A 13,750-nucleotide genomic window follows, 5' to 3' on the forward strand; every position below is an offset into this window, starting at 1 on the left:
CTCCTTCAAAGCATCACGTCGCCGGAATTCGGCCCGAGCGTCTGGCCGACAAAAAGGCTTGCTGCCGGCGACGCCAGGAACGCCACGGTCGCGGCCACCTCTTCGGGTTCGCCGAACCGGCCGAGCGGCAGTTCGCGCTTCTTGCGTTCGCGCCACTCTTCGGAAAGAGCGCTTACCAGCGGCGTATTGATCGGTCCGGGCGCCACGGCATTGACGCGAACCCCGCGGCCCGAGACCTCGCGAGCGAGCGCCTTGGTCATGCCGATGATGGCGGCCTTGGCGCCAGAGTAGTGAACCAGTTCGATGCCGCCGATCTGCCCGAGTTGGGAGGCGACGTTGACGATGACGCCCTCCCCGCGGGCCAGCATCGAGGGCATGACCGCCTTCGTCATCAGGAAGGTGCCGCGCACATGCACCGCAAACATGCGGTCGAAATCCTCGAGCTCGAGGTTCTCGAACGCCGCCTGATGCGCGATGCCGGCATTGTTGACGAGAAGGGTAACGTCGCCGTGCGAGGCCTTGGCGGCGGCATGGATAGCCGCCACGTGCCCGGGCTGCGCAACGTCGCCGGCGATCGCGGTCGCCACACCGCCCGCCTTGATGATTTCGGAGGCAACCGCCTGGGCACGGTCCCCCGAGAGGTCGTTGACCAGAACCGCATAACCGTCGGCTGCAAGACGCAGCGCAATGGCGCGGCCGATACCGGAGCCGGCACCGGTGACGATGGCAGAAACCTTCTGCGTCATCATGCGTCCTCCTGGATGCTGAGGCGCTTGGCGCGTCGCACCGACAGACTCATCAGGATCGCGTAGGTGCCGAGGAGCGCGAAGGAAAAGAGCGTGGTCAGGACGCCGAAGGCAAAGACGTTCGGATGCACCTCGACAGAGAAGGTGCCGTAGATGGCGAGCGGCAACGTCAGCTCGCGGCCGGAAGCAAACAGGGTCCGTGAAAACTCGTCATAGGACAGCGTGAAGGCAAAGAGCATGGCCGAGAGCACGCCCGGGAAGATCAGCGGGAACGTGACCTTGCGGAAGGTGCGCGCTGGCGTGACGCCGAGCGACCAGGATGCTTCCTCCATGCTCGGATCGAACCGGTTGAAGATGGCGAGCATGACCAGGAAGGCGAAGGGGAAGGTGTAGACGACATGCAGGACGAAGGCCGTGCTCCACCAATGACGGTCGATGCCGAAAGTGTTGGCGACAAGAGCCATGCCGAGGCCGACGAGCACGCCCGGCACCATCATGCCGAGAACGATCAGATAGAAGGCCGCGCCCGAGCCGCGGAACCTGCGGCGAAAGGCCTGCGCGGACATAACGCCGAGCACGGTCGAGACGATCATCGTCATCAGGGCCAGCGAAAGCGAGCGGATCAGCGCTTGGTCGATCGGCAGGGGCGCGATGCGCGAGGGCGGCGTCAGACCGAAGAGATGCCGGTACCAATAGGTCGACCATTCGATGATCGGAAATTGCGGACCGCCCTCAGGCCCGGTCTGGAACGACAGGATCGCCAGAACGACGAGCGGTCCGTAGAGGAAGATCAGGAAGAGGGTCGTATAGACGCCCAGGCCGAACTTGATGCCGCCAGCATTCATGATCAGAGCTCCTTTCTGAGGTCGACGACCTTGAGCAGGGCTGCAACGACCGCGCCCATGACGATCGTCAGGACGACACCGGCAACCGCCGCAAAGGCCCATTTCAATGAGCCGACCTGGGTGACGATGATATTGCCGAGCAGATTGACCTTGCGTCCGGACAGAGCGGCGGAGGTTGCGAATTCGCCGAGAACCATGACGGAAACGAAGATCGCGCCGACCACCACGCCCGGCATGGAAAGCGGCAGGATGATGGTGCGGAAGATGCGCCAGAAGCTCGCCCCGAGATCCTGGGCTGCCTCGATGACCGAGGCGTCGATGCGGCCCATCATGAAGGCAATCGGCCCCACCATGAAGACGCAGTAGATCTGCGTCATGCCGATGATGACGGACAGTTCCGAAAACAGCAGCACTTCTATCGGCTGCTGCACGATGCCGAGCTTCATCAAGATCATGTTGATGGCGCCTTCGGTGCCGAGCATCGGCCGCCAGGCGAGAACCCGGATCAGGAAGGACGTCCAGAAGGGGATGACACAGAGCACGAGAAGCACGGTCTGCAACGTCTTGTTCTTGATGAGGAGCCCGACGAAGAGCGCCGCCGGATAGCCGACGACGAGCGTCGATACCAGCACGAGCAGCCAGATGCGGATCGTCGTCCAGAGCGCCCCGAGATAGGTGGGGCTCGTCAGGAAGGTGACCCAGCTCTGCAGGGTAAGCGTCGGTTCGATCTTGAAGGTCGTCTGCGTCCAGAAGGAAACATAGACCATCATCAGGATCGGCAGGACGAGGAAGGCGACCATCCAGATCATGCCCGGCGCCAGGAGCCAGAGCGTCTTGTTCGATTTCCGGCGCACGGTCGGGCTTTCCTGCGCCACTTCCTCGCTTGTCGCAACCATGGTCATCTCTCGCTCTCCTTGGAGGGGCCGGGGGAAGATCTCGAAGGGCTCGTATCAACCGAAAACAAGGGCATCCTCCTTCTTCCAGACGAGCGCGTAGCGGCGCTTTTCGACAAAAGCCGGCGGACGGGCGTGGCTCAGATGGGATTCGACTTCGAAGACGTGGCCGCCATCGAGGGCAAAGAAGGAATTGACCGCCGCTCCGGAATATTCGCTGGCGATAAAATCGGCCTCGATGCGGACTTCGTCATCCGAAAGCGCCGCATCGCGAGGGCGGATCGAAACGCGATCGTAGCGGATCGCATAGGCCGGCTGCGGCGCCTTCTTGCGCGATCCATTCAAGGGAAAGCGGCCGGCCGGCCCGACGAAAACATCCTCGACGACATCGCCCGCAAAGAGGTTGTAACAATTGAGGAAGCGGGCGACCGCGGCAGTGGCTGGGCGATTATAGACGACATCGGAAGCGGCGGCCTGCGCGATGCGGCCGCGATCGAGGACAAGCACCAGATCCCCCATCGCCAGCGCCTCGGATTCGCTGCCTGTGACATGGAGGAACGTCACGCCGCAGCGCTCGCGGATGATCTTGAGTTCGCTTCGCATGCGGCCGCGCAGATTGGCATCGAGCGCGCCGAGCGGCTCGTCCAGCAACACCATCTTCGGCTCGGTCACCAGTGTACGCGCCAACGCGACGCGCTGGCGCTGGCCACCGGAGATCTGCGTGACCGCACGATCGTCAAACCCCTTGAGGCCGACCAGCGACAGCATGTCCTGAACTCTTTTTGCCAAGGCGCGGGCATCCGTCACCGGATCGACCTTGCGGTTGCGAAGGCCGAATGCGACGTTTTCGGCAACGGAAAGATGCGGGAACAGAGCGAAGTTCTGAAAGACGAAGCCGATGCCGCGATCATGCGGCTCCACGCCGTCGAGCCGTTTGCCGTGAAAGAGGATCGAACCGGCATCCGGCTCCTCGAAGCCGGAAATAACGCGCAGCAGCGTCGTCTTGCCAGAGCCGCTCGGCCCGAGCAGCGAGATATAAGCATTGTCGGGCAAAGAGAAATCCACCCTGTCCAGCGCGGCTGAGGCGCCATAGGACTTGGTGACTTGGCTGAGCTGAAGAACGGTCGACACCGATTTCCTACCAGTTTCAAGGCAAGGACCATCCTTCAGGCAAAGCACCGCCATCGCCAGGATCGCATCGATCCGGATACCAGACGTCGGCCTGCACTCGCGCATGATCACATGCGCGTCAAAGAGATGTTCCTTGGCGTTTCAAAGAGTTCCACCTATGGCGCTTCTGACGAGCGCCTTGATGTTGAGAGCATTACATAAATGATTTTTGTATTCAATAGACTTTTTTATGAAAACCAGATCTTTAAATCGACAAATAATCTCGCGAGGAGCGGGAAGAGAGCAAAAGCTGCAACCATCGTACAAAATTGGCAGAAATCCGCTTATTGCAGGCACCGGCAGCGGTGCCTACAGTCAAAAACCATTCAGCAAAAAGTACGCATCGCGACCAGGTCGCTGGCGACTACCGCAGCACCGCCAATCAAAATCGCGAATAAAAACATCTTTTGTATTCAATATTCATTTATTTTTGCGCTATGTTGACGCAACGAAACGCGTAAGAGTGAGGCATCAGAACGACGTGAGTCCATTGCATCAGATGACCGAAGACCGTGCGCGCCCCAATGCGCAAAAGCGCTACGAGATCGCCGAGGATGTTCTGCGCGGCAACATCAAAGACAATACCCTGCCGCAAGGCGTGGTGTTGCTCGAAGGTCCGATCGCCGACATCCTGCAGATCTCGCGTGCGCCCGTCCAACGGGCGCTGCAGACGCTGGAAAGCGAAGGCCTGGTGCATCGCTTCGACGGACGCGGCTATCTCGTTGGCCCCGCCGGCCGGGGCATCGAGCCGAACCGCACGGATATCAAGACGCTCGGCCTGACCATTCCGCGCCATGCCGACGAGGCGTTGCAGAGCCGCTCCTCCTGGGAGCGCATCTACAATACCGTCGAGGCAGATGTCGCCGGCTGCGTCGTCTTCGGCCAGTATCGCATTATCGAGATCGAACTCGCCGACCACTTCAATGTCAGCCGTACCGTCGTGCGTGACGTGCTGACCCGCCTGCGAGAACGCGGTCTCGTGCGCAAGAACCAGTCGTCCCATTGGATCGCCGGTCCGCTGACGGCGCAGATGATCAAGGATCACTACGGCCTGCGCGGCATGTTGGAGCCACAGGCCCTTGTTGCCGGCGCCAGCCGGGTCGACCGGGAACGGCTGAACGACCTTTTCCTGCGCCTCTGCGATCTCGAGCGGCGCGAAGCGGCCGATCATCTTGCAGCACAGGAAACCATCCACGCAGACTTCATCGATATCTGCGTTCTCGCGACGCAGAACGAGCGACTGAAGGAATCCATCCGCAACAACCTGCTGCCGGTGACGGCGACGGAACGATTGCTGCGGCGGCTTGGTCTGCCCGGCGACCCTGCCATCATCACCGAGCTGCGCCTGATCGTGGAACTGCTGGTGCGGGGCGCCGTGCAGGCGGCTGCGGCGATGATGGAGAGCCATCTCGAAGCTTCCGTCAACCGCACGATCGCGCAAATGAAGATCGTCGCCATCATCCCTGGCCCCGGCGTAACGGCCGCCTATTTGACCCGCGTTCTCGAGTGAGGCGCGGGCGATCCCGATCCTATTCCATCTGCTTGGGAAGCCGGAGTTCGGGAAGGCGACCATCCGATAATCCCCTAAGCCAGGGCCGCGCGAAGACGCGCAAGCAAAACCTGCCGATCCGCCCGGGCCGCCAGCGCCTGATCCATCGTGACCTCAACGAACTGCGTCGGCGTATGCGGCTGCAATTGCGCGATCAGGTCCATATCGGCCGAGATCACCGTTCCCAGCATGAAATAACCGCCGCCGGAGACGGCATCGCGGTGCAGAATGATCGGCTCCGTTCCGCCCGGCACCTGGATCGAACCATAGGGATAGCAGCTGTCGACGATATTGGAGGGATCCGAGCCTGCACCGAAAGGCTGCTTGCGCTCGACGAATTCCAGCTTGCGGCCACCGCGGAAACGGTAGCCCATACGATCGGCCTCCGGCGCTACCTTCCACTGGTCGGCAAAGAAATTGCGCTTTGTCTCTTCCGTCAACCGGTCCCAATAAAGCCCCGGCAAGACCCTGAGCTCAGCCGGCGCGCCGGGTTTGCGACGGAGCTCTTCGGCAACGGATCGGCCCGCGCTTGCCATCGAGCCGAAACCGACGGGAAGCTCATCTCCGGCAGCGATCGCCCTGCCGTTAAGACCACCGAGGGCGCCGATCACATAGGTCGATCGGCTGCCTAACGCTTCGGGAACGTCGATGCCCCCCGATACGGCAATACAGATCCGCGCCCCGGATTTCAGAAAGTCAAAGCTTACAGTCTGCCCTGCCTTGACCTTGAGCGCCGTCCATCCCGGCTGCGGCTCACCATCGATCCTGACAGGCATATCGGCACCGGTGACGGCAATCAGAGCATCGTCGAGAAATTCGAGCTTCGGCCCCATGAAGACGGCCTCAAGCCCGGCGGCACCCTCATCATTACCGACGAGAAGATTTGCTGCCCGCATGGCATAGCGATCCATGGCGCCGCCGACAGGGATGCCGAGATGGAAGTAGCCGGGCCGTCCGAGGTCCTGAATAGTGGTGGAAAGGCCGTGATGAAGAACCTTAATGGCCATACAGCGCGCCCTCCAGCTTGGCGTTGTAGCCGTCGATATCGGCCTGGTATTGCCGGAGGTCGAAACTGACCTCGCGGATCGGCGGCGCGAAGCGACCCTTGTCGACATCCTCGACCGCCTGGTCATAGCCGTCGCGATCGATCGGCCGGAATTTCACGATGTCGCCGGGACGGAAGAAGACCATGAAATCGCGTAGGTAGCTCGTCGATTGCGCGGGATCGAAGATCGGCATCGGCGTGATGCCGAACATCTGATAGCCGCCTGCCCCGCGTACCGAATAGATGCAGCCGAAGCAGCCGCCATGGCCGACCGTCAACCGCGGCGTATCGGTGCGCGGGCGCAGATATTTCGGCACCTCGATCTGCCGCTGCCGCTCGACCATCTGGTACATGAACGGCAGGCCGGCGACGAAACCGACCATGGAGACGAACCATGGCGATCCGGCATGGGCCGATATGAAATCCTTCACCGCTCCATAGCCGTTGACCCGGGCGGCATAATCCAGATCGGTGCCCGTGGGCTCCTGGTGCCGCTCGCGAAAACGCATCAGCGTCTCATGCGTCCACGGATCATTGTAGAAGACCGGGATTTCGACGATACGGGTCGTAATGACAGGCTCTGCCTTTTCGGCCGCTCCCTCGATTGCCCGGACCTCGCGTAAGAGGTCGTCCGGCTTGATGAGATCCGGATCGAATTTGATCTGGAAGGAAGCGTTGGCGGGGCAGATTTCAGTGACGCCCCGAATGGCGCTCTCGCGCACGCCCCTGGCCATCGACAGGCTCTTGAAGAAGGCTTCGAGGGACATCTCGTCGCTGCATTCGACGAAGAGATGTTCGTCACCTCCGAATGTGAAGCGAGCAGGCATCAGGCAACCTCCGCTGATATGCCGTCGACCGCGGAAAAATCGGTCTCCAGCCAGGATTCGAGAAAGCGCGTATGGAATGCGCCCTTGCGCACCGATGGATCGCGAGCGAGCGCAAGGTGCAGAGGGGTCGTCGTCGGCAAGCCCTCGATCGTCAGCTCGGAAAGGGCGGCAGCCAGCCTGTCGAGGCAGGCATTGCGATCCTCGGCCCAGACGATGAGCTTGCCGAGTAGGGAATCGTAGAAGGGCGGCACGGTATAACCGGCATAAAGCATCGTATCGAAACGGATGCCGTCACCTTCTGGAATGGAAAGCCGTGTCACGATGCCCGGCGCCGGCAGAAAGCCCTTGGCCGGATCCTCGGCATTGATCCGGCACTCGATGGCATGACCATGCACCCGAATATCGGACTGCGACAGCGACAGGGGAGCGCCACCTGCCACCTTGAACATTTCCTGCACAAGATCGATGCCGGTAATCATCTCCGTCACCGGGTGTTCGACCTGGATGCGGGTATTCACTTCAATGAAAAAAAACTGCCTGCTATCCTCGTCGTAGAGATATTCAACCGTGCCTGCCCCGCGATAACCGACTTCAGCGGCAAGCGCCACGGCGCTGGCGCAGAGGCTCTGGCGCACATCATCGGGCAGCAGGGAGGCTTGCGCCTCCTCCCAGACCTTCTGGCGGCGACGCTGCAGCGAGCACTCACGTTCGAAACAATGTACGAAGTTCTGCCCGTCGCCGAAAATCTGCACCTCGATATGGCGGGCGCGGGTGATGACCTTCTCCATGTAAAGGCCGCCATCGCCGAAAGCGGCGGCCGCCTCCGCCGAGGCGAGCGGAAATTGCTCCCTGAGTTCGGCCAGCGACCGAACGATGCGGATGCCGCGTCCGCCGCCGCCGGCAGCGGCCTTGATCATGACGGGAAAACCGGTACGGCCGGCGATCGCCTCGGCAGCCCCTATATCGGCCACACGGCCGTCGCTTCCCGGCACGGTCGGCACGCCGGCACGAGCCGCAATCGCTCGCGCCGCCACCTTATCACCCAGCAATCGGATGGCTTCGCCGCTCGGCCCGATGAAGATCATCCCCGCCGCCTCGACGGCATCGGCAAAATCTCCGTTTTCAGACAGAAACCCATATCCCGGATGAACGGCATCCACGCCCGCCGAACGCGCCGCCGAGACGATGGCTTCAATATTCAGATAGGATTTCTTCGGAGCCGGCGAGCCGATATTGATCGCCTCGTCGGCCAGCTTCACCGCAAGCATGTCGACATCCGCGGCGCTATGGACCTGCACGGTGCGAATGCCGAGCGCCTTGGCAGCCTTTATGATCCTGACGGCGATCTCGCCGCGATTGGCAACCAGGACCGAACGGATCGTCATGGATCCACCTCCGCGATGATCTGGCCAGCCATGACGGGCTCTTCGTTGTCGACGAGGAAGGTGATGTTCTTGCCGTCGAGCCCGGCCGGAATCTGCTGAAAGGTTTTCATGACCTCGATGAGGCCGATCGTATCGCCTGCAGCCACGGTATCGCCCTCGGACTTGAAAGGCGGTGTGTCAGGGGAGGAGGCCCTGTAGAAGGTTCCCGGAAGGGGTGATCTGATCTCAAGCCTGCTCATGGGACCTCCGCGCGGCGTCACTGTCCAAAATCTGTGAAACGGGTGCAATTCTTATGCCCTCGGCAACCAGGGCCTCGCGCATGTGGCGCACGATATCGAGCGCACCCAAAGTATCGGAATGAAAGCAGATGGAATCGAAGGCGATCGGAATATCAGCACCATTGACGGTGCGCACGACGCCTTCGGTGCAGGCCCTGATCACCTTGCGAGCGATCGCCTTGGGATCGGGACGACCCGCATCCCTGGTAAAGACGATCCAGCCTGTATCGCCGTAGTCGCGGTCGGCATAGAACTCGCGCACGATGGGCTGGCCGGCCTCTTGCGCGGCGAGGCAGGTCGCCGAACCGTCCATGCAGAAGACGAACGTGTTCGGCGCCGCCGTGCGCATATATTGGATGAATATCTGCGACAGATCCGTGTTCGCCGCCAGCTCCATATAGAGGGCGCCATGCGGCTTCACGTGTTGGACGGGCACGCCATGGCGCCTGGCGAATTCCCGAAGCGCACCGACCTGATAGATCAGATCGTTGATGATCTCGCGGCTGGTGCCGTTGATCTTGCGCCGTCCGAAACCCTGCAGATCGTTGTAGCCGGGATGAGCGCCGACGCCGACGCCGTGAGCGGCCGCCATCCGCACGGTCTCGTCCATCAGATTGGGATCGCCGGCATGAAAGCCGGTCGCGATATTGGCCGAACTGATGAGCGAGATGAGCTCCTCGTCATGCGCGTCGCCGATCCGCCACCGGCCGAAGGCCTCCCCCATGTCGCAGTTGATGTCGACGGCTTCCTTCATGCATGTCCTCAGATATTTGCGATCCGGTCAGGAGCGGTGCACAAACGCTAGAGAGAAAGGCATCTCTTGAAAAATACAATTTTCAAAGCATCATTATCTGATAAATTGATACCGTCGCTCAAAATGGCGGCAGAAACTATACATAATTATCAATATGATAGAGATGTTGCGTAAATTTGCGTCGAAATCTGCTCATTTAAAGCCTGCCGAATCTGATTCACCACAGCAGTTTTCAGATAAATAGATGGGGAGACATCATGGGCCTGAGCCTAAGGCAGCTTCGCTACTTCGTCGCAACGGCCGAATATGGGCAGATCTCGCATGCGGCCGTTAGCCTGTCGATCTCACAGTCTGCTGTCACTGCAGCGATCAAGGATCTCGAATTGACGGTCGGCGTGTCGCTGTTCAATCGCGCGCCGCAAGGGATGGAACTGACGACGGCCGGGCGGCAATTTTTATCTCACGCCTATGAAATTCTGGCCAAGGTCGACGAGGCAACCCATCTCGATCTCGTCAGCAGCGATATCGAGGGAGAGCTTGTCGTCGCCGCGACCTACACCGTCATCGGCTATTTCCTGCCGCTTCACATCGAACGTATCCGCCGTCTCTATCCGAAACTGAAAATCCAGCTCTACGAGGTCAATCGCGAATCGATCGAGGAAGGCCTTCTCAGCAATCGCTACGACATTTCCGTGCTGCTGACCTCGAACATCCTCAATCCGATGCTGACGACCGAAACCCTTCTGAGTTCGGTCAGACGCCTCTGGCTCCCGGCAGGTCACGACCTGCAGCGCCGCGACGGCATCGGCTTGCGTGAAATCGCCCAAGAACCCTACATCATGCTGACGGTCGATGAAGCAGCCCACTCCTCCTTGCGATACTGGAGCCGAAGCTCCTATCAGCCAAAGGTGCTCTTGAGGACCAGTTCGATCGAGGCTGTCAGGTCGATGGTGGCAAACGGGCTTGGCGTCGCCATCCTCTCCGATATGGTGCATCGCCCCTGGTCGCTTGAGGGGCGCCGGATCGAGACCGTGAATATCCAGGATCCGGTTCCGCCGATGGATGTTGGTCTGGCCTGGCGGGCCAACGTCGAGTTCAGCCCGCCAATGCTTGCCTTCCGCCGTTATTTCCAACAGGCCTACAACCTGCCGGGTACCAACGCATAAATGCCTATGACGCCGCCGTAACCGCCGGCACCAAGCCATCCTGAACGGAAGGATCACCTTCCCCGACACGCGATGCCAGCAAAAGATGGGGGGTGTTCCGGATATCGGGCTGCGTCGCGCACTAAGCGCCAGGTAGATTTCATGCTAAATTAGCCATGCAGAAATCCAGCACGTCGAGCGAAACAGCCATGGCAGCAGGAAACAAATCGTCCCAGGCGGCAGCACCACAGAAACGTCGCCACAAATTTAATCCCAAGCGTGACCCGAAGCCACAGGTACTCGCCCAGGCCAATCGCACTGTTTTACGAATGGCGTCCGTGGTGGTGGTTGCTTTTGTCGTCGTCGTCGCCATTCAGGCACTATGGTAGGCGCTCACGCGGTTCCCAGGCCACAACCTCGACTGGTTGCGAGCAGGCGAGTGAACTGCTTGAACGCATCAAGAGAACAAGCGGGTTCGGCGGCGCTGGGCGCTGAGCTGGGCTGAGAAGGCCTATCCGAAGCTCATCCACTATGCGCGACCGGCCAAGGGCGGCCATCTCGCCGCCTGGGAACAGCCTGAACTCTTCACCCGCGGTTCGGCAGATCCTGTGTCCATTCCGGTTCGAAGCCGATGCCAAGCCCGGCAGAGACCAGCGACACCAGCGAGACGGTGTCGCCGCGCTTATAGGCGAGATTGTCGGTCGGATCATTCTGAGAATATCAATGGGAGCGTTCATCAATATAACGAGGCGATATATTAAATTTAAAAAAAATCATCAAATCGGGTGTCCGCCGCTGCTAGCCTCTCTGTAATCGGGAGGAGAAGAATGGCGACATTGCAAGAGATGTTCGACGTTCGTGACAAGTCAGTCATCGTCACCGGCGGCGCCAGCGGCATCGGTCGCGCTTACGCCGAGGTCATGGCCGACAACGGCGCGCGGGTCTGTATTTTCGATCTCAATCCAACGCAGCTCGACAACGTCGTGGCAGAGCTCAAGGCCAATGGCGGCGATGTGTGGGGACAGGCGGTCGACGTGACCGACCGTCCGCGCATGAAGGAGGCATTCGATGCCGTGGCTGAGCGGCATGGCCGGATCGACGTGGTCTTCGCCAATGCCGGTATCGACGCCGGGCCGGGTTTCCTGTCGACGACCGGCGGGCGCATCCCGGAGGGAGCGATCGACGTGCTCGACGACCACCACTGGGACCGGGTCATCGAGGTCAACCTCTCATCTGTCTACACGACCGTGAAGCATTCCGCGCGTCACATGAAGGAGACCGGCGGCGGCAGGATCATCGTCACGTCGTCCATCGCCGCCCAGATCAACGAGGCGATCGTTGGCACGCCCTATATGCCGGCCAAGGCGGGCGTCGATCATTTCGTTCGGCAGATGGCGATGGAACTGGGGATGTTCGGCATCCTCGTCAACTGTATCTCGCCCGGTCCGTTCATGACCAATATTGCCGGCGGCCGGCTGAAGATCCCCGCCGACCGGAAGGCCTTCGAGGAGCAGTCGCTGATCGGCAGGATCGGCGACACGGAGGATATCAAGGGGCTGGCCCTCTATCTGGCCTCACCCTGCTCGTCCTACGTCACCGGCAGCCAGATCGTGATCGACGGAGGTTCGATGAACCGCATTAAGTGAGGCGATTGCCGGGTCTGGGAGGACCGGCCGTCGACGAATGTGCGTGCAGACGACAAGAACACCAGAGGGAGGAGACCAAGGTGGACCTGAAGACGAAATTTGCGCAGCCATCCCGCCGGACCGTGCTCAAGGGCATGGGTGCCGGCCTTGCCACCGCGGCGCTCGGCGCGCCGATGATCGCCAGGGCGCAATCAGCCGGCACGATCAAGCTCGGCTTCGTGACGCCGACGACCGGCCCGCTCGCGCTGTTCGGCGAGACGGATGGCTGGGCGGCCGAAAAGGTCAGGGCCACGCTGAAGGACGGCCTTCAGACTGCGGCCGGCAAATTCGATGTCGAGATTCTGATCCGCGACAGCCAGTCCGACCCGAACCGTGCCGCTGAGGTCGCCGGTGACCTGATCCTGAACGATGGCGTGCATCTGCTGCTGCCGGCCTCTACGACCGACACCGTCAGTCCTTCGGCCGACCAGGCGGAGCTCAACGAATGCCCGTGCCTGTCGACCGGCGCGCCCTGGCAGGCGGTGATCTTTCCGCGCGGCGGCCAGAACAAGCCGTTCGACTGGACGTACCATTTCTTCTGGGGTCTCGACGAGGCCCTCAACACCTTTGTCGGCCTGTGGAACACGCTCGACACAAATCGGAAGGTGGGCATGCTGTTTCCGCAGAACGCCGATGGCGAGACCTGGGGCAACAACGACTACGGCCTGCCCGCGCCGACACAGAAGGCCGGCTTTGAAATCACTGTCCCCGGCTTCTTCCAGCCGCGCACCAATGATTATTCGGCGCAGATCGCCGCGTTCAAGAATGCCGGTTGCGAAATTGTCGGCGGCATCACCTATCCCGACGATCTCAAGACCTTCATCAACCAGTGCGCCCAGCAGGGCTATAGGCCAAAGGCCGTCACCGTCGCCGCAGCGCTGCTCTTCCCCGGTGGCGTGCAGGCGCTCGGGCCGCTCGGCGACGGCATGTCGTCTGAGGTCTGGTGGACGCCCGCCTTCCCGTTCAAGTCGGCGCTGACGGGCCAGGTGAGCCGGGAGATCGCGGACCAGTGGGAGAACGAGACCAAGAAGCAGTGGACGCAGCCGCTCGGCTACAGCCACGCGATCTGGGAAGTGGCCCTCGACATCCTCAAGCGCGCCTCCAACCCGCTCGACCGCACTTCGATCCGCGACGCCATGGTCAAGACCAACATCGAGACCCTGATCGGCAAGGTCGATTTCTCCACTGGTCCGCACAAGAATGTCTCGACGACGCCGATTTTCGGTGGCCAGTGGGTCAAGGGCGGGACGTGGCCCTACGACCTGAAGATCGTCGACAATACCGTCAATAAGCTGTTCGAACCCGAGCAGAAGATGAAGGTGATCCCCTGGGCAGGTTGAGCCCGGGCGCCTTGAGGGTTACGGCCGGGCGGCAAGCCCGCCCGCAATCAGCAGATCTATCGCGAATGCTTGAAGACCAGGCGGGCGG

At 61.0% G+C, this 13,750-nt stretch carries 14 protein-coding genes; 4 read left to right on the top strand and 10 right to left on the bottom strand.

The annotated features are described in order from the left end of the window. Positions 1-5: 5 nt before the first annotated feature. The 4 genes from FHT87_RS06420 to FHT87_RS06435 are packed head-to-tail and all read right to left on the bottom strand — an operon-like array spanning position 6 to position 3,615. Positions 6-746 (bottom strand): glucose 1-dehydrogenase, encoded by a 741-nt coding sequence (locus tag FHT87_RS06420; RefSeq protein WP_183801066.1) that lies wholly within the window; start codon positions 744-746, stop codon positions 6-8. Continuing rightward, positions 746-1,591 (bottom strand): ABC transporter permease, encoded by an 846-nt coding sequence (locus FHT87_RS06425; protein WP_183800346.1) that lies wholly within the window; start codon positions 1,589-1,591, stop codon positions 746-748. The genes FHT87_RS06420 and FHT87_RS06425 overlap by 1 nt, the downstream gene beginning before the upstream one ends. A gap of 2 nt (positions 1,592-1,593) precedes the next feature. Further along, positions 1,594-2,493, bottom strand: coding sequence for an ABC transporter permease (locus tag FHT87_RS06430; RefSeq protein ID WP_183726444.1), 900 nt, complete (start codon positions 2,491-2,493; stop codon positions 1,594-1,596). Between the two features lie 48 nt (positions 2,494-2,541). Continuing rightward, positions 2,542-3,615 (bottom strand): ABC transporter ATP-binding protein, encoded by a 1,074-nt coding sequence (locus FHT87_RS06435; protein WP_183800349.1) that lies wholly within the window; start codon positions 3,613-3,615, stop codon positions 2,542-2,544. Between the two features lie 538 nt (positions 3,616-4,153). Between FHT87_RS06435 and FHT87_RS06440 the strand changes: the two genes are divergently transcribed. Next, positions 4,154-5,164, top strand: coding sequence for a GntR family transcriptional regulator (locus tag FHT87_RS06440; RefSeq protein ID WP_183726448.1), 1,011 nt, complete (start codon positions 4,154-4,156; stop codon positions 5,162-5,164). A gap of 74 nt (positions 5,165-5,238) precedes the next feature. Here the strand turns inward: FHT87_RS06440 and FHT87_RS06445 are convergent, their stop codons facing one another. From FHT87_RS06445 to FHT87_RS06465, 5 genes are read right to left on the bottom strand one after another with little or no spacing between them, the layout of a single operon-like run. Continuing rightward, positions 5,239-6,210: a biotin-dependent carboxyltransferase family protein gene (locus FHT87_RS06445; RefSeq protein ID WP_183800352.1), complete on the bottom strand. Its 972-nt coding sequence runs from the start codon at positions 6,208-6,210 to the stop codon at positions 5,239-5,241. Further along, entirely contained in the window at positions 6,200-7,075 is an 876-nt protein-coding gene (locus FHT87_RS06450) for a carboxyltransferase domain-containing protein (protein WP_183800356.1), read from the bottom strand. The genes FHT87_RS06445 and FHT87_RS06450 overlap by 11 nt, the downstream gene beginning before the upstream one ends. Next, complete coding sequence (locus FHT87_RS06455; RefSeq protein ID WP_183800360.1) at positions 7,075-8,460, bottom strand: acetyl-CoA carboxylase biotin carboxylase subunit; 1,386 nt, start codon at positions 8,458-8,460, stop codon at positions 7,075-7,077. The genes FHT87_RS06450 and FHT87_RS06455 overlap by 1 nt, the downstream gene beginning before the upstream one ends. Further along, positions 8,457-8,699 (bottom strand): acetyl-CoA carboxylase, encoded by a 243-nt coding sequence (locus tag FHT87_RS06460; protein ID WP_183800363.1) that lies wholly within the window; start codon positions 8,697-8,699, stop codon positions 8,457-8,459. The genes FHT87_RS06455 and FHT87_RS06460 overlap by 4 nt, the downstream gene beginning before the upstream one ends. After that, the gene (locus FHT87_RS06465; protein WP_183800366.1) at positions 8,686-9,492 is read right to left on the bottom strand and encodes a 5-oxoprolinase subunit PxpA; all 807 of its coding nucleotides are present in this window, start codon (positions 9,490-9,492) and stop codon (positions 8,686-8,688) included. The genes FHT87_RS06460 and FHT87_RS06465 overlap by 14 nt, the downstream gene beginning before the upstream one ends. Before the next feature lie 257 nt (positions 9,493-9,749). On the opposite strand from FHT87_RS06465, the gene FHT87_RS06470 reads away from it, so the two are divergent. Beyond that, complete coding sequence (locus FHT87_RS06470) at positions 9,750-10,658, top strand: LysR family transcriptional regulator (protein ID WP_183800369.1); 909 nt, start codon at positions 9,750-9,752, stop codon at positions 10,656-10,658. Positions 10,659-10,797: 139 nt separating this feature from the next. On the opposite strand, the gene FHT87_RS06475 is transcribed toward FHT87_RS06470, so the two are convergent. Beyond that, positions 10,798-11,010, bottom strand: coding sequence for a hypothetical protein (locus FHT87_RS06475; protein ID WP_183800371.1), 213 nt, complete (start codon positions 11,008-11,010; stop codon positions 10,798-10,800). A gap of 454 nt (positions 11,011-11,464) precedes the next feature. Between FHT87_RS06475 and FHT87_RS06480 the strand changes: the two genes are divergently transcribed. Beyond that, complete coding sequence (locus FHT87_RS06480; RefSeq protein ID WP_183800374.1) at positions 11,465-12,283, top strand: SDR family NAD(P)-dependent oxidoreductase; 819 nt, start codon at positions 11,465-11,467, stop codon at positions 12,281-12,283. Positions 12,284-12,363: 80 nt separating this feature from the next. Then, positions 12,364-13,662 carry an ABC transporter substrate-binding protein gene (locus tag FHT87_RS06485; protein ID WP_183800377.1) on the top strand — a complete coding sequence of 433 codons (1,299 nt, stop codon included), beginning with the start codon at positions 12,364-12,366 and terminating at the stop codon, positions 13,660-13,662. Positions 13,663-13,750 lie beyond the last annotated feature (88 nt).

Source organism: Rhizobium sp. BK316 (genome assembly GCF_014193695.1).
Taxonomy (GTDB): Bacteria; Pseudomonadota; Alphaproteobacteria; order Rhizobiales; family Rhizobiaceae; genus Rhizobium.